This is a genomic window from Paraburkholderia unamae, assembly GCF_003268775.1.
In the GTDB taxonomy this organism is placed as follows: Bacteria; Pseudomonadota; Gammaproteobacteria; order Burkholderiales; family Burkholderiaceae; genus Paraburkholderia; species Paraburkholderia unamae.
On record NZ_QLSU01000059.1, the window covers coordinates 1 to 17,036 of the forward strand.

Here is a 17,036-nt window from a genome sequence, read left to right on the forward strand (position 1 = left end):
TGCCTGCGAAGCTACCGTGCGTTTCTTCTTCATCGGCATATCCATGATTTTTACCTCTCATGATATGCCTCGCCCACGAAATGACGGATAGGTCCCGTTTCCTTGTTTTCGTGTCGGTCTGCGAGCGTTGCCCCTGTGCGGGGCGGCACCTACTTTTCTTTGCAGCGGCAAAGAAAAGTAGGCAAAAGAAAGCCGCTCAAACCGCTAACGCCTGCCACCGTTCACCCCGCGCCACGCCAGCTAGTGGCTCCGGAGCGTCTGTCACCTCGCACCTTTGAACGTAGTGACAAAGGGCTCATCCTTCCGGCGGCGCTACGCGCCCCGAAGGGCATAGCCAAAACCACAAACCCCGCGTAGCCAGGGTGGGTTTCCCATGCAGACCTTTCCGCGACGCGCGAAGCGAGCAGCGGGAAGTATGACTGCCTTGTCACTCAGTTCGAAGGTGCGGGGTGACGGATGCTCCGGAGCCACTACCTGATGCGGTGCGGGGTGAACCGTGGCAGGCATTGGCGGTTTGAGCGGCTTTCTTTTGCCTACTTTTCTTTGCCGCTGCAAAGAAAAGTAGGTGCCGCCCCGCACAGGGGCAACCCTGGCAGACCGACACGAAAACAAGGAAACGCGAAAAAACAAAAAACCGCGAAAAGCAAAAAAACCACCCCAAAACCTAATTAGGAAAAAGCCCTTCCCCAAGCCCCGCATACCCAGAAATCGCCCCCCCCACCTTCCCCCTACGCCTCTCAATCACCACCCCAACCGCCGCCACATCCTCAAACTTATCCGGCTTGGCAATCGCGACCCGCACCCAGTGCGCACCGAACTCCACAATCAGCAACCGCGCCACCGCTTCAGCAAGCGCTTCAAGCAAGCGCACCCCATGCGAAGCGAGCAACGCATGCAGCGCGCCACGCACGGCCGCATAATTGACGGTGTCTTCGATGCGATCGGTGCTGCACGCCCGAAGCACGGGTACGCCGATGGCAAGGTTCATGCGAACGGGTTGGGCAACGTCCTGCTCGCTGCTGTCGATGCCAATCACCGTCTGCCCAATGAAGTTCTCGATGAACACGATGTCCATGCGCGCAGGCAGCGTCTCGCGAGCGGGCAAATCGGGCCCATCGAGCGCCCCGGCGCCGGCGCAAGCGCTGGAGAAACCATCAAGGCAGGCGTTGTCGATCGGGTTTCGATACATGGTGTCCTCCGCCGCAATGCGGCAAATGGCGAGTTGATGCGAATCGGATCGGCGCAAAGCGGTACACGGTGCCCAGGAAGCGAAGCACTTTGCGCCAAAGCTGCAACACCCGGGTCCGCCGCCGCGTCTATCCGTGTGTTTAAGTACATCGGTCCGTACGCTGCGGCACGGCATGGCGCGAGGAGAAGCAAAAAGCGGGCGCACCCGCGCAAGTTGTTGAGATTGCTTATTGAACGGAACCGGCATCGGGCGTAAAGTTTTAAGCCAACGCCGGATGACAGGGCGGGACACTCAGCGCGCACGCAGCCTCAGAAGTCGCGGCGCCAGGGGAAACAGAAGTTCGATAAAGCGGCGATGATCGTCGCGCATGGTTCAACAGGGTGATGCAACGAAGGGCTGTTCCTTCGTCGCAATGCCTGCCCGTGCGCACGGCATTGACGCAACGGAGACAAACCCCATGTCGTTGCTCACTGACAGCAATTTGCACGTCCGTGAAGTCATGAATGTCGTCAACCGCCAACTGGCGACCCGTCCCACGAGCGAGCCGGTTGCGCAGTCGTGGGCGCGCTGCGTCAACGAGTTCAAGCTCGATCCTTCACGTTTCTCGCCTCCGCCCGTTCTAACGGACTACGAACTCAGCCAGCGCCGCGAAGCCGTGAGCGATCTGATCGCCTGCGCGCGGCTCGAAATGACCACGCTCTATCAGCAACTGGCCGACCCGGAGCTGGCCGTCGCGCTCGTCGATGCGGGCGGGGTCATCGTGCACCAGGTCTCGTCGATGCCGTTCGCCGAAGCGGTCGCCGCCGACGGCTTTCGCGTAGGCGCGATGTGGAGCGAGCGCGAAGCAGGCACCAACGGTATGGGCACATGTCTGGCCGAGCGCGAGTGCATTGCCGTGTGCCAGCACGAGCACTTCTATCCGCGCTATACGTCGCTCACCTGCTCGGCCGCGCCGATTTTCGACGACCGGGGCGAGATCGCCGGCGTGCTCGACGTGACGAGCCGCTCCAAGCTCTTGCAGCAGCATTCGCTCGTGCTCGTGGGCATGTCGCGGCAAATGATCGAGAATCGCCTGCTCGATGCGCGCTACCGGCACGCGAACATGATTCATTTTCATAGCCGCCCGGAATTCGTCGGCACGCTGCATGGCGGCAAGCTGGCCGTGGCCGACGACAGCACGGTGCTCGCCGCCAACCGCAGCGCCCTCTTCCAGCTCGGCTTTCGCGAGCTGAGCGAGTTGCGCGGCCGGCGCATCGAGGAGGCGTTCAACGCGTCGCTCGAAGACATGATCGCGCGCAGCATCCGCGGTTCGTTCCACCCCATCACCGTCTATAGCGCGAATGCGAGCAACCGCTTTTTCCTCGTCGCGCAAACGCCCCAGAACAGCGCGGGCCTGAGCACGCGCATCGCGGTGTCCGCGCCCGTGCCGCGCAGCCGCGCGCCCGAAAAGCGCCCGCCGCCGCGCATCGATGAGATCGCGCACCTCGAATTCGGCGACCCGCTCATGGCTTCGCAAATCCAGCTCGCCGCACGCGTGGTGCAACGCAAGATTCCCATCGTGCTGCGCGGCCAGACGGGCACCGGCAAGGAGGTGTTCGCGCAGGCGCTGCACAGCATCAGCCCGCATGCATCGGGCCCGTTCGTGCCGGTGAATTGCGCCTCGCTGCCCGAAAACCTCATCGAGAGCGAACTGTTCGGCTATCGCGCCGGGGCGTTCACCGGTGCGCAGCGCGAAGGGCGGCGCGGCAAGATCGTGCAGGCCAACGGCGGCACGCTCTTTCTCGACGAGATCGGCGACATGCCGCTCGCGTTGCAGGCGCGCCTGCTGCGCGTGATCGAGGAGCACGAGGTCACGCCGCTCGGCGCGGAAACGACCGTCAAGGTCGATTTCCAGCTCGTGAGCGCGAGCCACCGCAATCTGCTCGAACTCGTGCACGGCGGGCAATTCCGCGAGGATCTCTATTACCGGCTCAAGGGCGTCGAGCTGACGCTGCCGCCGCTGCGCGAGCGCGTCGACAAGCTCGCGCTGATCCACCATCTGCTCGCGAACGAAACCGACAACGATCCGCCCGAGCTCTCGCCCGAAGCGCAGCACGCGCTGCTCACTTACCCGTGGCCCGGCAATATCCGCCAGTTGCGCCACGTCTTGCAGATGGCGATCGCGCTGTGCGACGGGCAACTGATCCGCAGCGAAGACCTGCCCGCCGAAATCACCCAACGCGGGCCGCAGATCGAGGCCCCCGCCGCCGCGCACGCGCCGGCGCAGGCGGCGCTGCAACACCAGGCCGACGACGCGGACCTGTCCGCGCTCAATGCGCTCCAGCTAAAAGAGCGCGAGACGGTGCTCTCGCTGCTCGACGAGCATCGCTGGAACGTGAGCAACGTGGCCAAGGCGCTCAGCATCAGCCGCAACACGCTGTACCGCAAGATGCGCCGGCTGCATATCCGGCTCTCGCACGACAGCGCGGCGCCCGATGACGACGACGCATGATCCACGGGTGATCCACGCATAACGCACGCATAACACACGCATGAAAAAACCGGCATGACCCAGGCGCCCGCCCGCCGTCTCACGGACTTTCGCGCCGACGCCCGCTTCGCGTGGTGCGTGACCGGCTCCGGGCATCTGCTCGAAGAGTCGCTCGCGCTCGCCCTCGCGTTGCCGTGCGTCGATCTCTTTCTTTCGGCGGCCGCCGAGGAGGTGCTGCCGCTCTATGGCTGGACCCTGGCGAAGCTGCGCAACCACTTTCGTGTGCTGCGCGACAACAGCGCGAGCGGCGTGCCGGTGGGCATGCTCTACCAGGGCATGTATCACACGGTGGTGATCGCGCCCGCCACGAGCAATACCGTGGCCAAATGCGCGTTCGGCATCTCCGACACCTTGCCCACCAACATGTATGCGCAAGCCGGCAAGCAATGCATCCCCGGCATCGTTTTTGCATGCGATACCGAGCCGACCGTGGTCACGCACAGCCCGAACGAATGGGTCGAGCTGCGCCCGCGGCGGATCGAACTCGACAACGTTGAGCGCCTGTCGCGCTTCGAACACACCACGCTCGTGCGTTCGCTCGACGAGCTCAAAACGGCGCTCGACGCCCGCCTGTCGACATTCGGTCTCGCATGGATCACATCGTCTTCCTGACCGGCCGGCTCGCCGAAAAGAGCCTCACGCGCGTGCTGGACAGCATGGCGCCCACGCCGTTCAGTTGGGAGATTCGCGAAATCGGCCTCCAGGTCGCCGCGCTGATGACGGCCGACATGATCCGCCGCCGCGTGAGCGCGCCGCTCGCGGCACAGCGCGTGATCGTGCCGGGCCGCTGCCGGGGCGACCTCGCCGCGCTGAGCGAGCACTACGGCGTGCCGTTCGAGCGCGGCCCCGAGGAGGTGAAGGATCTGCCGCAATACTTCGGCCGCGCCGCGAAGCCGTTCGATCTCACGCACTACGAAACAGCCATTTTCGCGGAGATCGTCGATGCGCCGCATCTCGACCCCGACGCCATTGCCACGCGCGCACGCATATATGCCGCGCAAGGCGCCGATGTGATCGACATCGGCTGCCTGCCCGATACGCCGTTCCCGCACCTCGAAGACGCGGTTCGCCGGCTGAAGGAAGAAGGCTTTCGTGTAAGCGTCGATTCGATGCGCAGCGAGGAACTGCTGCGCGGGGGGCGTGCGGGCGCGGACTACCTGATGAGCCTGAACCTCGACACGCTATGGATCGCCGACGAGGTGCCCGCCACGCCCATTCTCGTGGCGCGCCAGCCGGGCGAGCCCGCCACGCTCGACGCGGCGATCGAGCATTGCGCCGCGCGCGGCCGCGCGTTTCTCGCCGACCCGATTCTCGACCCGATCCCGTTTGGCCTTGCCGCCTCCATCGCGCGCTATGTGCAACTGCGCGAACGCTACCCGCAGGCGCCGATCATGATGGGCATCGGCAACGTGACGGAGCTGACCGAGGCAGATACCAGCGGCATCAATGCGGTGCTGCTCGGCATGGCGGCCGAATTGCGCGTGAGCGCCGTGCTCACCACCTCGGTGAGCCTGCACGCGCGGCGCGCCGTGCGCGAAGCCGATGTGGCGCGGCGCATGATGCATGCGGCGCGCGAGGCGCAGGTGCTGCCCAAGGGCATCACCGCAGACCTCGCGACGGTGCACGCCAAACGCCCGTTTCCCTATAGCGCCGACGAAATCGACGAACTGGCGAGCCAGGTGCGCGACCCGAACTTCCGCGTGCAGGTCAGCGCCGAGGGCATACACGTGTACAACCGCGACGGCCATCGCCGCGCCATCGACCCGTTCGCGCTCTACCCGCAACTGCAACTCGAAGCCGATGGCGGCCACGCCTTTTATATGGGCGTGCAGCTCGCGCGCGCGGAGATCGCGTGGCGTCTGGGCAAACGCTTCGATCAGGATCAGCCGCTGGACTGGGGCTGCGCCGTCGAGCGCGATGCGCAGGATCTCTCGGCATGGTGCGCTCCCGGCGAGACCATGAAGAAACGTTGAGGGCGCAACGGTGGTGGCGCGCGCAAGATCAGCGCGCCATCGCCGCCCTCTCCTCCGCCACGTGGCCCGCGCGTGACCTGAGCGCGCCGCGCAACGCGCCGATAGCCTGCGCGTAGTCGTTGGCGCCGAACACGGCGGAACCGGCCACGAACACGTCGGCGCCCGCGTCGGCGATCTGCGCGATATTGGCCGCTTTCACGCCGCCGTCCACCTCGATCAGCAAGCGCCGCCCGGTGCGCTGCATCGACGCGTCAACGCGCTCGCGCAAGGCGCGCAGCTTGTCGAGCGTTTCGGGAATGAACGCCTGGCCGCCGAAGCCGGGATTCACCGACATCACGAGCACCACGTCGAGCCGGTCGATCACGTGGTCGAGCACCGCGAGCGGCGTGGCCGGGTTGAGCGCAAGCCCCGCGCGCACGCCGCTCGACTTGATGAGCTCGAGCGTGCGGTGCACGTGCAGCGACGCCTCCGGGTGAAACGTGATCACGCTCGCGCCCGCCTCGGCGAAGCCCGGCACGAGCGCGTCGACCGGCGTCGTCATCAGATGCACGTCGAGCGGCACGCGCGCATGCGGGCGGATCGCCGCGCACACGCACGGCCCGACCGTGAGGTTCGGCACGTAGTGGTTGTCCATCACGTCGAGATGAATCCAGTCCGCGCCCGCCGCCGTGACGTCGCGAACTTCGTCGCCGAGACGGGCGAAATCCGCCGACAACAGCGAGGGGGCAATCAGGGTGTCGCGCATGGCTGTCTCCTTCGCGGCGGCTCAGTGGTAGCGGCGCGCCATCGCCTCCAGCGGCAACGGCTTGATGCGCGACGCCTGGCCCGCGCAGCCGAACGCCTCGAAACGCTCCACGCACACGGCGCTCGCCGCCGCTGTGGCCGCCTTCAACGCGGCGCGCGGATCGAACTCGGCGCGCGCGTGCGACATCGACCGCCGCATCGCGCCGCTCATCGCGAGGCGGATATCGGTGTCGATATTGACCTTGCGGACGCCATGCGCAATGCCGCGCCGGATTTCCTCGACCGGCACGCCATAGGTCGTCGGAATCTCGCCGCCGTATTCGCGGATGATCGCCAGCCACTCCTGCGGCACCGACGACGCGCCGTGCATCACGAGATGCGTGTTCGGCACGTGCGCATGAATGTCGGCGATGCGGTCGATGGCGAGAATGTCGCCGGTCGGCTGGCGGCTGAACTTGTACGCGCCATGCGAGGTGCCGATGGCGATGGCAAGCGCGTCCACGCCTGTCGCGTCCACGAAACGGCGCGCCTCGTGCGGGTCGGTGAGCAGGCTTTCGCGCGTGAGCAGGCCTTGCGCGCCCACACCGTCCTCCTCGCCCGCCGAGCCGGTTTCGAGCGAGCCGAGGCACCCCAGTTCGCCTTCCACCGAAACGCCCACCGCGTGCGCGGCCTCCACCACGCGGCGGCTCACGTCCACGTTGTAGTCGTAGGCGGCGGGCGTTTTCTGGTCGGGCATGAGCGAGCCGTCCATCATCACGGAGGTAAAGCCCGAGCGGATCGCCTGCTGGCACACCGCCGGGCTCGCGCCGTGATCCTGGTGCAGCACGAGCGGAATGTCGGGGTGTGCCTCCAGCGCGGCCAGCACGAGATGCCGCAAGTACGGCTCGCCCGCGTATTTGCGCGCGCCCGCCGACGCTTGCAGGATCACCGGGCTCGCCGTGGATTCAGCGGCCTGCATGATCGCGTGGATCTGCTCCATGTTGTTGACGTTGAACGCGGGCACGCCGTAGCCGTGCTCGGCGGCGTGGTCGAGTAATTGACGCAGTGCCATGAACGCCATTGCAAACTCCTTGAGGTCGAATCGGAAACGGGTTGCCGCGCTCGCCTGGGCTTCAGGGCGCGCGCCGGGTGATGTGCCGGGTCACGCGCCGCGCTTCCTGCACCACCGCGTTCGCATTCAGTTCGAAATGCTCGAAGAGCGCGGCGGCGGGCGCGGATTCGCCGAAGCGGTCGATGCCCACCACGCCGCCCTCCAGCCCCACGTATTGCCGCCAGAACGCGCGCACGCCTGCTTCGACCGCCACGCGCGGAACGCCCGGCGGCAGCACCGCATCGCGCCACGCAGGCGGCTGGCGCTCGAACGCGCTGGTGCATGGCATCGATACGACGCGCGCGGCGACTCCCGCTTCGGCGAGCAGCGCGGCGGCTTCGAGCGCCAGCGCGACTTCCGAGCCCGTGGCGATCAACACCACGCGCTCGCCTTCAGCGCGCGGCCAGTCGCGCAGCACGTAGCCACCGCGCTCGATCGCGTCGATCTGCGCGTCGTCGCGGGCGACGAACGGCAGCGTCTGGCGGCTGAGCAGCAGGCAAGTGGGGCCTTCGCGCTCCACCGCGCTCGCCCACGCGCGCGCGGTCTCGACGGTGTCGCACGGCCGCCAGACGTCGAGGCCCGGAATGAGCCGCAGGCTCGCCGCGTGTTCGACCGGCTGATGCGTCGGGCCATCCTCGCCAAGGCCGATCGAATCGTGCGTGAACACGAACACCGCGCGCGTTTTCATGAGCGCCGCCATGCGCAGGGCGTTGCGCGCATAGTCGGAGAACGTGAGAAAGGTCCCGCCGAACGGTATGTGTCCGCGATGCAGCGCCACACCGTTCATCACCGCGCTCATGCCGAATTCGCGCACGCCGTAGTGCAGATAGTTGCCGCCTTGCAGGCCGCCATCGTCGGCGTGGATGGCCTGCGCCGCGGGCCAGTCGGTCAGGTTCGAGCCGGTCAGGTCGGCCGAGCCGCCCAGCAGTTCCGGCAATACGCGCGCGAGCACGGCGATGGCCTGCTGCGAAGCCTTGCGCGTGGCGAGCGATTGCGCCGCGCCATTCGCGTCGCGCAGCATCGCCTGCACGGCGTCGCGCCAATGCGCGGGCAACGTGCCCTCCATCCGACGCGCGAACTCGGCCGCTTCGTGCGGATAGTGCCGCCGATACGCCGCGAAACGCCCGTTCCAGTCCGTCTCGGCCGCCTCGCCGCGCTCCCCGGCATCCCAGCTCGCGCGAATATCGTCAGGAATGCTGAACGGCGGATACGGCCAATCGAGCGCTTGCCGCGTGGCGGCGACCTCCTCGGCCCCGAGCGGCGCGCCGTGCACGTCGTGCGTGCCCGCCTTCGAAGGCGCGCCCTTGCCGATGACCGTGCGGCAGCAAATGAGCGTCGGGCGACCCGCCGCGCGCGCGCCGCGCAAGGCGCGGTCCACCGCTTCCACGTCGTGGCCGTCCACATCGCGCACCACATGCCAGCCGTAGGCGGCGAAGCGCGCGGGCGTGTCGTCGGCGAACCATTGCGCCACGTGCCCGTCGATCGAAATGCCGTTGTCGTCGTAAAGCACGGTGAGTTTGTCGAGCTTGAGCGTGCCCGCAAGTGAAGCCGCTTCATGCGAGACGCCTTCCATCAGGCAGCCGTCGCCCGCGAAGACATAGGTACGGTGATCGACGATCGTATGCGCGGGCCGGTTGAATTCGCGTGCGAGCAGCGCTTCGGCGAGCGCCATGCCGACCGCATTGGCGAGCCCCTGCCCGAGCGGCCCCGTGGTGGTTTCCACGCCCGGCGTGACGCCCACTTCGGGATGACCCGGCGTCTTGCTGTGCCACTGGCGAAAGCGCCTGATTTCATCGATCGGCAGGTCGTAGCCCGTGAGATGCAGCAGCGCGTAGAGCAGCATCGAGCCGTGGCCGTTCGAGAGCACGAAGCGGTCGCGGTCGGGCCACGCGGGGTTGCGCGGGTTGTGCTTCAGATGCCGGTCCCACAGCGCCACGGCAATCTCGGCCATGCCGAGCGGCATGCCCGGATGACCGGACTTCGCGGCCTCGACCGCATCGACGGCCAGCATGCGCAGCGCGTTGGCCATCGGGCGGGTCGCGCTCGCGGCGGATGAGGTAACGGCGGAATCAGCGACGTCGCTCATGGCAAGTCTCCTGGTAAGCGATAAGCGGTGTTGCACTGCGCGCTCGAAGCGCTCCAAGCGCCCTAAGCGCTTCAGGCACGCGCGCGCCGGTCGATCAGTTGCAGGATCATGGGCGTGAAAATGAGTTGCATGGCGAGCCCCATCTTGCCGCCCGGCACGACGATCACGTTGGGACGCGACATGAACGAGTCGTGCAGCATGGTCAGCAGATACGGGAAGTCGATGCCCTTGGGCCGCGCGAAACGGATCACGACAAAGCTTTCGTCGGGCTGCGGAATCTCGCGCGCCGTGAACGGATTGGAGGTGTCCACGGTGGGCACGCGCTGGAAATTCACATGCGTGCGCGAGAACTGCGGGCAGATATAGTTCACGTAGTCGGGCATGCGCCGCAGGATCGTGTCCACCACCGCCTCGTGCGAATAGCCGCGCATGGTCTGGTCGCGATGCAGCTTCTGGATCCATTCGAGGTTGATGATCGGCACGACGCCGATCAGCAGGTCCGCGTGCCGCGCGATATCCACGCCTTCGCTCACGGCCGCGCCATGCAGGCCCTCGTAGAACAGCAGGTCGGTGTCCGGGCGCACGTCCTCCCAGGGCGTGAAGGTGCCCGCGTCCTGCTTGTAGCGCTGCGTTTCGGCTTCGTCGTGCACGTAGTGGCGCAGCTTCCCCGCGCCGTTTTCCGCGTAACTGGCGAACAGCGTTTCCAGTTCCTCCAGCAGGTTCGCCTCCGGGCCGAAGTGGCTGAAATTCGGCATGCCGTCGCGCTCGTGCTGCTTCATGGCATCGCGCATGCCGTGGCGGTCGTAGCGATGGAACGCGTCACCCTCCACGATCTGCGCATCGATCTTTTCGCGGCGGAAAATATGCGTGAAGCTCTTCATCACGGTCGTGGTGCCGGCGCCGCTCGAGCCGGTCACCGCGATGATCGGGTGCTTGATGGACATGCGCGTGTCTCCTGATGTGAGTATTCGGATCGGTCGCGGGGCGAGGCCTTATGCAGAGAACCCCGGCAGGAACAGCGAGCGCCGGCCAAAAAGCGGCGACGTGAAGGGCTGATCCGTGCCGCGGTCGTATTCGTCGTGGTAACGGCCGATGCGCTCCACCTCGTTGCGCGAGCCGAGAATCACGGGCACGCGGCCGTGCAGCGTGCGCGGCGTGACGTCCAGAATGCGCTCGCGCCCGGTAATCGCCAGTCCTCCCGCCTGCTCGACGAGAAAGCTCATCGGGTTGGCTTCGTAGAGCAGGCGCAGACGCCCTTCCATGACCGGCGTTTTCGAGTCGCGCGGATACATGAACACGCCGCCGCGCATGAGGATGCGATGCACCTCGGCCACCATCGAAGCGATCCAGCGCATGTTGAAGTCGCTCGTGCGGCAGCCGCTGCGGCCGTCCTTGCACTCCTGCACATAGCGGCGCACGGGCGGCTCCCAGAAGCGCTCGTTCGAGGCGTTGATGGCGAACTCGCAGGTATCCTCAGGAATACGAATGTTGGAATGCGTGAGCACGAAGTTGCCGATGTCGCGCTCCAGCGTGAAGCCGTGCGTGCCGTTGCCGACCGAGATCACGAGCATGGTCGCAGGCCCGTAGACGGCGTAGCCCGCCGCGACCTGCTCGCAGCCGGGCCGCAAAAACGCGCTCTCATCCACCGATGTGTCCACCGACGCGCCCTCATGGCGCAGCACCGAAAATATCGAGCCCACGACGCCGTTGATGTCGATGTTCGAGGAGCCGTCGAGCGGATCGAAAGCGAGCAGATAATCGCCGCGCGGGTAGCCCGGCGGAATCGGATAGATGTGCTCCATCTCTTCGGAGGCCATCGCCGCGAGCAGCCCGTCCCACTCGCATTGCTGCACGAAGGTTTCGTTGGTGGTGATGTCGAGCTTCTTTTGTTCCTCGCCGTGCGTGTTGATGCTTTGCGCCGAGCCGTAGTGGCCGCTCAGCGCGCCCTTGGTGAGCATGGCCGAGATCGACTTGATCGCGGCGGCCACGTCGATCAGAAGCGCGGCGAGCCCCGCATTGCGCGCCGGGCCCGCGCCGCCCGGCTGACGATCGAGCGTGTCGATCAGGAATTTGGAAAGGGTCGTGCGGCCGTCTTGCATGGCGATCTCCTGAGATGGGTGTTCGGTCAGCCCGGCGGCGCGCCGGGTTGCTCCGCGCGCGGCGGGGCAAACACGCGGCTCGCGCGCACGTCCACGGCGCCGATCAGCGTGAGCGCGGCGGCGTCGATCGGTGCGCCGTGCTGCATGGCCGTGGCGAACAGGCGATTGGCCTGGCGCAGACGCGAGCGGTCGAGCGCGTTGCGCACCGAGCGCGCGTTGGCGAAATTCGGCTGGCGTATGCGCAGCGCGAGATAGTCGGCGAAGGCGCGGCGCGAGTCGGCGTCGAAGCGGTAATGCATCGTGGCGAGCATGCGCTCGGCGATCTCGAGCAGTTCCGTTTCGCCGTAGTCGGGAAACGTGAGGTGATGCGCAATCCGCGAGCGAAAGCCCGGATTGCTCTCGAAGAACACCTCCATGCGCTGCTCGTAACCGGCGAGTATCACCACGAGGTCGTCGCGCTGGTTCTCCATGGTCTGGAGCAGGATCTCGATCGCTTCCTGCCCGTAGTCACGCTCGTTTTCGGGGCGATACAGGTAATACGCTTCGTCGATGAAGAGCACGCCGCCCATGGCGCGCTTGAGCACGTCGCGCGTTTTCGGCGCGGTGTGGCCGATGTACTGGCCAACCAGATCGTCGCGCGTGACCGAAACCAGATGATTGCGCCGGATGTAGCCGAGCCGGTGCAGCACTTCGGCCATGCGCAGCGCCACCGTGGTCTTGCCCGTGCCCGGATTGCCGCTGAAGCACATATGCAGCGTGGGCGCGCCCGCCGCGAGTCCGAGCGAGGCGCGCGCGCGCTCCACCAGAAGATGCGCGGCGACTTCGCGAATGCGCGTCTTGACGGGCGCAAGCCCGACGAGATCGCGGTCCAGCTCGGCCAGCACCTCGCCGATGCCGGAGTCGCGATAGAGCGCGGCGAGATCGATCTGCCCGGGTTGCGCATCTTGCTCGCGCTCGCGCGGGTTCCCGCTCTCGCTCCCGCGCGCGACGGTGACTGCCTCGGCTTCCATGGTGGTCGCTTCGTTCATGGCCCCTCCCTGGGCGAATGTCGCCGGATGTCCCGATCCGGCTATGCGGGCTCGATCTCCCCTGGTCAGCGCTCGCCGCCGTAGCGCTCGCCGGCGGGCCGCTCGCTCGCATAGCCCGCAAGCCCGTAGCGCTGCGCGCGTCCCGGCCCGTCCTCGCGGGTCAGGCGAAAGCCCGGTTCGTGGTCGGGACGGTTGACGATGAACGACAGGCGCATCGTCTCGAAGCCGCGCACCGAATCGAACGCGTTGACCTTGATGTAGTGCTGCGCGCGCGCCGCGCGGCATGCCCGCACCTCCTGGAGCACGCCCGCCGCGTCGTGCAGGTCGAACATCGGCAGCCCCCACATTTCCCAGTAGGTGTTGCGCGGATGCGGGTCGTCGGTGAACTCGACCGAACAGGCCCAGCCCTGGCCGAGCGCGTAGTCGATCTGCAAACGGATTTCCTCGTCGGTCAGATCGGGCAGAAAGGAAAACGTACCTTGGGTAAGACGCATGACGCACCTCGTCGGTAAGGGCGGCGCTCAGGCCGGGGTGGGCGTAACGGCAAAATCGGGCGTATCGGTCGAGGCGTAGTTGAACGTCACGTCGCGCCAGGTGTCGAGCGCCTGCTTGAGCGGCGTGCAATGGCGCGCGGCGGCATCGAGAATGTCGGGACCTTCGTGCACGATGTCGCGGCCTTCGTTGCGCGCCTTCACCATCGCTTCGAGCGCGACGCGGTTGGCCTGCGCGCCCGCCTGAATGCCGCCGGGGTGGCCGATCGTGCCGCCGCCGAACTGAAGAATCGCGTCGTCGCCGAAAAGGTCGAGCAACTGGTGCATCTGCCCCGCGTGAATGCCGCCCGAGGCCACCGGCATCACCTTGCGCAACCCCGCCCACGGCTGGTCGAAGAAGATGCCGCGCGAGAGATCGACTTCGTTGTGCGCCTCGCGGCACACGTTGTAATAGCCCTGCACCGAGAGCGGATCGCCTTCGAGCTTGCCCACCGCCGTGCCCGCGTGCGCATGATCGACGCCTGCCATGCGCAGCCACTTGGCGATCACGCGAAACGAAATGCCGTGATTGCGCTGACGCGTGTAGGTGCTGTGCCCCGCGCGATGCAGGTGCAGGATCATGTCGTTCCTGCGCGCCCAGCGCGCCATCGACTGGATCGCGGTCCAGCCGATCACGAGGTCGATCATGACGATGCATGAGCCCAGCTCCTTCGCGAATTCCGCGCGCTCGTACATGTCCTCCATCGTGCCCGCCGTGACGTTCAGGTAGTGGCCCTTGACCTCGCCGGTTTCCGCCTGGGCGCGGTTCACGGCCTCCATCGAGAACAGATAGCGGTCGCGCCAGTGCATGAACGCCTGCGAGTTGATGTTCTCGTCGTCCTTGAGAAAGTCGAGCCCGCCGCGCAAGCCCTCGTACACCACGCGCCCATAGTTCTTGCCCGAGAGGCCGAGCTTGGGCTTGACCGTCGCGCCGAGCAGCGGACGTCCATACTTGTCGAGACGCTCGCGCTCCACGACGATGCCCGTGGGCGGCCCCTGAAACGTCTTGAGATAGGCAACGGGAATGCGCATGTCTTCGAGGCGCAGCGCCTTGAGCGGCTTGAAGCCGAACACATTGCCGATGATCGACGCCGTGAGGTTGGCGACCGAGCCTTCTTCGAACAGATCGAGTTCATAGGCGATGTACGCGAAATACTGCGGCTCGCTCGCGCTCGATGCCGGCACCGGCTCCACGCGATAAGCCTTTGCGCGGTACATGTCGCACGCGGTGAGGCGATCGGTCCACACCACGGTCCAGGTGGCCGTGGACGATTCGCCCGCCACCGCCGCCGCCGCTTCCTCGGGATCGACGCCGGGCTGCGGCGTGATGCGAAAGAGCGCGATGATGTCGGTTTCCTTCGGCGTGTAGTCGGGCTGCCAGTAGCCCATCTCGCGGTACTTCATGACCCCCGCGGCATAGCGCTCGCGCGGATTGGCCGCATTGCGCTGCGGGGCAAGAGAGTCGATCACCGGCTGGCTGAAGTCGTTCATGACGTTTCCTCGTAGGTGGACTGGCGCGCTACCGGAAGAACGAAGCGCTTGTGTTGCACTCTAGGCAAGGACGTCACCCTTGAAAATTCACGATTTCATTTGGGAGAGTTAACCGATTCCTTATCGATCGATCGTGCTGTCACACGCGTGGGCGGCGCGCGAGGCGCGCATGGAACACTTTGCTGCGTTCCAGGCACAGTGACGGCATGGCGCGGCGGCCGCGACCCTCGCGAGACGAGGCCGCGCGCCCGGCATGGAGCTTGCATGGCAAGCCGGGCCCATGCAGCCAGGCGCCACGCCGGGCCGAAGGCACCATGCCGTATCAACTTATGGAGGATGCATCTATGCAGTGGACGACTCCGAGCTACACCGATATGCGTTTTGGTTTTGAAATCACGATGTATATCGCTACGCGGTAAGCCCCGCGTGGGCCGCGCCATGCGGCCCTTCCGTTGAAGCTGCGTTACCCATGGACATGCGCGCTCACCCATGATTCACGAAACGATCGTCACGACGGCGGCGGCCGACGGCCGGGTTCATATCGCGCCAATGGGCGTCCGTTACGAGGACGACTTCGTGATCCTTGCGCCGTTTCGTCCATCGGTCACGCTCGACAATATCGTCGCGTCGCGTGCGGCCGTGCTGAACTTCACCACGGACGTGCGCGTCTTCGCGGGTTGCGTCACGCACTGCGCCACCGACTGGCCCACGCTCGCGGCCACGCGCGTGGCGAGCGTGCGGCTTGCCGGTTCTCTTGCGCACGCCGAACTGGAACTGCACGAACTGCGCGACGACGAGGAACGCCCCGTGCTGCGCATGCAATGCGTACACCGCGAAAACCATGCGCCGTTCACCGGCTTCAATCGCGCCCAGGCGGCGGTGGTGGAAGGCGCGATACTCGTGAGCCGCCTCTTCATGCTGCCGGCCGACAAGGTCGACCGGGAAATGGCGTATCTCCAGATCGCCATCGACAAAACCGCGGGCGACGCCGAGCGCACGGCCTGGCAGTGGCTCACCGCAGCCATCGAGCGCCATCGCGCCGGCGCGCAAACGCCGGGGCACGCCGCGTGCGCGCCCACACCGCGTTGAACCTGACTTTCCTCTGTTGCGCCCGCAATTTTTCGGAGAACATCGATGACCGCATTGCTCGCGAGCGTTCGCTCGCATGACGAAGCGCTCGACGCCGTCGCGGCCGGCGCCGAACTGATCGACCTGAAGGAGCCGGACGCGGGGGCGCTTGGCAGCCTGGCGATCAACGACATCGCGCACATTGTCCGGACGCTGCGCGCGCGCTATCCGGTCAAGCCGATCAGCGCGACGATCGGCGACGTGCCCGCGCACGCGCTGGACGAGATCGCCGCGCGCGTGATCGAGGTGGGCGATGCCGGGGTGGACTATGTGAAGGTGGGCGTGTCGCCAGGACCCGCGGCCCGGCGCTGTCTCGACATGCTGGCGAGCCTTCCCGCCGCGGTGGTGCCCGTGTGGCTGTGCGACGGCGAGATGAACGCGGAGCTGGTCGAGCATGCGCTGGAGCTGGGGTTCGTCGGCATGATGTTCGATACCGGCGGCAAGGACGGCAGCACGCTGTTCGATCACGTGGAGGCGCAGACGCTCGCGCAGTGGCTGCGGCTCGCGCGCGAGCATGGCGTGATGGGTGGGATTGCGGGGTCGCTGGGGTGGGAGCAGCTTGAGCAGATTCGTGCGCTTGCGCCTGATGTGGCGGGGTTTCGGACGGCGCTTTGTGTTGATGGGCGGCGGTCGAGGATTGATCCTCAGCGGGTTGCGCAGTGGGTGGGGGCGTTGCACTCTGGGAGTCGTGATGGTGGGTATGCCGGTGGGCGTGCTGGGGTGAGTTTGCAGTCGGCGGCGGGGCTTGGGGCGCGGGGTTGATTGGCTGGTTTTTTTGCTTTTCGCGGTTTTTTGTTTTTTCGCGTTTCCTGAACCTATCCGCATTTTTGTGTGCAAGGCGGTTTAACAGATCCTAACCTCGGGCGAGCGTAAAGCGCTCGCCAAACAGGATGGCAAACTGGTTCATCGCGGATTTCCAGTCGAAGGTTGCCCGTACCGACTTGGCCAGCACATTGCGCAGCGCCAGCCAGAGTAGTTTGATGGCAGCCTCGTCGGTGGGGAAGTGGCCCCGGGTCTTGATGATCTTGCGTAGCTGCATGTTCAGACTCTCAATGGCGTTGGTCGTGTACACAACCCGTCGAATCTCGGGTGGAAACACGAAGAACGGCGTGACGTGCTCCCAGGCTCGCTGCCAGCATTGCACAATC

At 66.0% G+C, this 17,036-nt stretch carries 16 protein-coding genes; 6 read left to right on the forward strand and 10 right to left on the reverse strand.

Annotation, left to right across the window (positions count from 1 at the left end):
• Window positions 1-664: 664 nt before the first annotated feature.
• On the reverse strand, window positions 665-1,189 hold the full coding sequence (locus C7401_RS43760) for a dihydroneopterin aldolase (RefSeq protein ID WP_112178291.1): 525 nt from the start codon (window positions 1,187-1,189) through the stop codon (window positions 665-667).
• A gap of 457 nt (window positions 1,190-1,646) precedes the next feature.
• Between C7401_RS43760 and C7401_RS43765 the strand changes: the two genes are divergently transcribed.
• Genes C7401_RS43765 through C7401_RS43775 form a run of 3 tightly spaced genes read left to right on the forward strand, consistent with a single transcriptional unit; the run spans window position 1,647 to window position 5,692 of the window.
• Window positions 1,647-3,680, forward strand: a complete 2,034-nt coding sequence (locus tag C7401_RS43765) for a sigma-54-dependent Fis family transcriptional regulator (protein WP_112178292.1) — start codon at window positions 1,647-1,649, stop codon at window positions 3,678-3,680.
• Window positions 3,681-3,734: 54 nt separating this feature from the next.
• Window positions 3,735-4,331, forward strand: coding sequence for a flavoprotein (locus C7401_RS43770; RefSeq protein ID WP_112178293.1), 597 nt, complete (start codon window positions 3,735-3,737; stop codon window positions 4,329-4,331).
• The gene (locus C7401_RS43775) at window positions 4,310-5,692 is read left to right on the forward strand and encodes a DUF6513 domain-containing protein (protein ID WP_112178294.1); all 1,383 of its coding nucleotides are present in this window, start codon (window positions 4,310-4,312) and stop codon (window positions 5,690-5,692) included. The genes C7401_RS43770 and C7401_RS43775 overlap by 22 nt, the downstream gene beginning before the upstream one ends.
• Before the next feature lie 28 nt (window positions 5,693-5,720).
• On the opposite strand, the gene rpe is transcribed toward C7401_RS43775, so the two are convergent.
• From rpe to C7401_RS43815, 8 genes are all read right to left on the reverse strand, one after another.
• Window positions 5,721-6,437, reverse strand: a complete 717-nt coding sequence (rpe, locus tag C7401_RS43780; RefSeq protein WP_112178295.1) for a ribulose-phosphate 3-epimerase — start codon at window positions 6,435-6,437, stop codon at window positions 5,721-5,723.
• A 21-nt stretch (window positions 6,438-6,458) separates the two neighbouring features.
• On the reverse strand, window positions 6,459-7,496 hold the full coding sequence (gene fba / locus C7401_RS43785; protein WP_112178296.1) for a class II fructose-bisphosphate aldolase: 1,038 nt from the start codon (window positions 7,494-7,496) through the stop codon (window positions 6,459-6,461).
• Window positions 7,497-7,548: 52 nt separating this feature from the next.
• Complete coding sequence (gene tkt / locus C7401_RS43790; RefSeq protein WP_112178297.1) at window positions 7,549-9,612, reverse strand: transketolase; 2,064 nt, start codon at window positions 9,610-9,612, stop codon at window positions 7,549-7,551.
• A 71-nt stretch (window positions 9,613-9,683) separates the two neighbouring features.
• The gene (locus tag C7401_RS43795) at window positions 9,684-10,556 is read right to left on the reverse strand and encodes a phosphoribulokinase (protein ID WP_112178298.1); all 873 of its coding nucleotides are present in this window, start codon (window positions 10,554-10,556) and stop codon (window positions 9,684-9,686) included.
• Window positions 10,557-10,604: 48 nt separating this feature from the next.
• Window positions 10,605-11,711 (reverse strand): class 1 fructose-bisphosphatase, encoded by a 1,107-nt coding sequence (locus C7401_RS43800; RefSeq protein ID WP_112178299.1) that lies wholly within the window; start codon window positions 11,709-11,711, stop codon window positions 10,605-10,607.
• Between the two features lie 26 nt (window positions 11,712-11,737).
• On the reverse strand, window positions 11,738-12,739 hold the full coding sequence (gene cbbX / locus C7401_RS43805) for a CbbX protein (RefSeq protein ID WP_181565845.1): 1,002 nt from the start codon (window positions 12,737-12,739) through the stop codon (window positions 11,738-11,740).
• A 65-nt stretch (window positions 12,740-12,804) separates the two neighbouring features.
• Window positions 12,805-13,233, reverse strand: coding sequence for a ribulose bisphosphate carboxylase small subunit (locus C7401_RS43810; RefSeq protein ID WP_112178300.1), 429 nt, complete (start codon window positions 13,231-13,233; stop codon window positions 12,805-12,807).
• Window positions 13,234-13,260: 27 nt separating this feature from the next.
• Window positions 13,261-14,760, reverse strand: coding sequence for a ribulose-bisphosphate carboxylase large subunit (locus C7401_RS43815; protein ID WP_112178301.1), 1,500 nt, complete (start codon window positions 14,758-14,760; stop codon window positions 13,261-13,263).
• A 344-nt stretch (window positions 14,761-15,104) separates the two neighbouring features.
• Between C7401_RS43815 and pqqA the strand changes: the two genes are divergently transcribed.
• The 3 genes from pqqA (at window position 15,105) to C7401_RS43830 (ending at window position 16,650) form a co-directional block, all read left to right on the forward strand.
• Window positions 15,105-15,179 carry a pyrroloquinoline quinone precursor peptide PqqA gene (gene pqqA, locus C7401_RS43820; RefSeq protein ID WP_013342881.1) on the forward strand — a complete coding sequence of 25 codons (75 nt, stop codon included), beginning with the start codon at window positions 15,105-15,107 and terminating at the stop codon, window positions 15,177-15,179.
• A 70-nt stretch (window positions 15,180-15,249) separates the two neighbouring features.
• Window positions 15,250-15,849, forward strand: coding sequence for a DUF447 domain-containing protein (locus tag C7401_RS43825; protein WP_112178302.1), 600 nt, complete (start codon window positions 15,250-15,252; stop codon window positions 15,847-15,849).
• Window positions 15,850-15,894: 45 nt separating this feature from the next.
• Window positions 15,895-16,650 carry a (5-formylfuran-3-yl)methyl phosphate synthase gene (locus tag C7401_RS43830; RefSeq protein ID WP_112178303.1) on the forward strand — a complete coding sequence of 252 codons (756 nt, stop codon included), beginning with the start codon at window positions 15,895-15,897 and terminating at the stop codon, window positions 16,648-16,650.
• 91 nt (window positions 16,651-16,741) lie between these two features.
• Here C7401_RS43830 and C7401_RS43835 read toward each other — a convergent pair.
• Window positions 16,742-17,036 (reverse strand): transposase (locus C7401_RS43835; protein WP_146757927.1); only part of this gene is annotated, 295 nt, incomplete at its 5' end.

What these genes read in the sequence shown, in the direction of transcription:
- C7401_RS43760 (WP_112178291.1), bottom strand. Translation starts at nt 1,189, where the DNA reads ATGTATCGAAACCCGATCGACAACGCCTGCCTTGATGGTTTCTCCAGC.
- C7401_RS43765 (WP_112178292.1), top strand. Translation starts at nt 1,647, where the DNA reads ATGTCGTTGCTCACTGACAGCAATTTGCACGTCCGTGAAGTCATGAAT.
- C7401_RS43770 (WP_112178293.1), top strand. Translation starts at nt 3,735, where the DNA reads ATGACCCAGGCGCCCGCCCGCCGTCTCACGGACTTTCGCGCCGACGCC.
- C7401_RS43775 (WP_112178294.1), top strand. Translation starts at nt 4,310, where the DNA reads ATGGATCACATCGTCTTCCTGACCGGCCGGCTCGCCGAAAAGAGCCTC.
- rpe (WP_112178295.1), bottom strand. Translation starts at nt 6,437, where the DNA reads ATGCGCGACACCCTGATTGCCCCCTCGCTGTTGTCGGCGGATTTCGCC.
- fba (WP_112178296.1), bottom strand. Translation starts at nt 7,496, where the DNA reads ATGGCGTTCATGGCACTGCGTCAATTACTCGACCACGCCGCCGAGCAC.
- tkt (WP_112178297.1), bottom strand. Translation starts at nt 9,612, where the DNA reads ATGAGCGACGTCGCTGATTCCGCCGTTACCTCATCCGCCGCGAGCGCG.
- C7401_RS43795 (WP_112178298.1), bottom strand. Translation starts at nt 10,556, where the DNA reads ATGTCCATCAAGCACCCGATCATCGCGGTGACCGGCTCGAGCGGCGCC.
- C7401_RS43800 (WP_112178299.1), bottom strand. Translation starts at nt 11,711, where the DNA reads ATGCAAGACGGCCGCACGACCCTTTCCAAATTCCTGATCGACACGCTC.
- cbbX (WP_181565845.1), bottom strand. Translation starts at nt 12,739, where the DNA reads ATGAACGAAGCGACCACCATGGAAGCCGAGGCAGTCACCGTCGCGCGC.
- C7401_RS43810 (WP_112178300.1), bottom strand. Translation starts at nt 13,233, where the DNA reads ATGCGTCTTACCCAAGGTACGTTTTCCTTTCTGCCCGATCTGACCGAC.
- C7401_RS43815 (WP_112178301.1), bottom strand. Translation starts at nt 14,760, where the DNA reads ATGAACGACTTCAGCCAGCCGGTGATCGACTCTCTTGCCCCGCAGCGC.
- C7401_RS43825 (WP_112178302.1), top strand. Translation starts at nt 15,250, where the DNA reads ATGATTCACGAAACGATCGTCACGACGGCGGCGGCCGACGGCCGGGTT.
- C7401_RS43830 (WP_112178303.1), top strand. Translation starts at nt 15,895, where the DNA reads ATGACCGCATTGCTCGCGAGCGTTCGCTCGCATGACGAAGCGCTCGAC.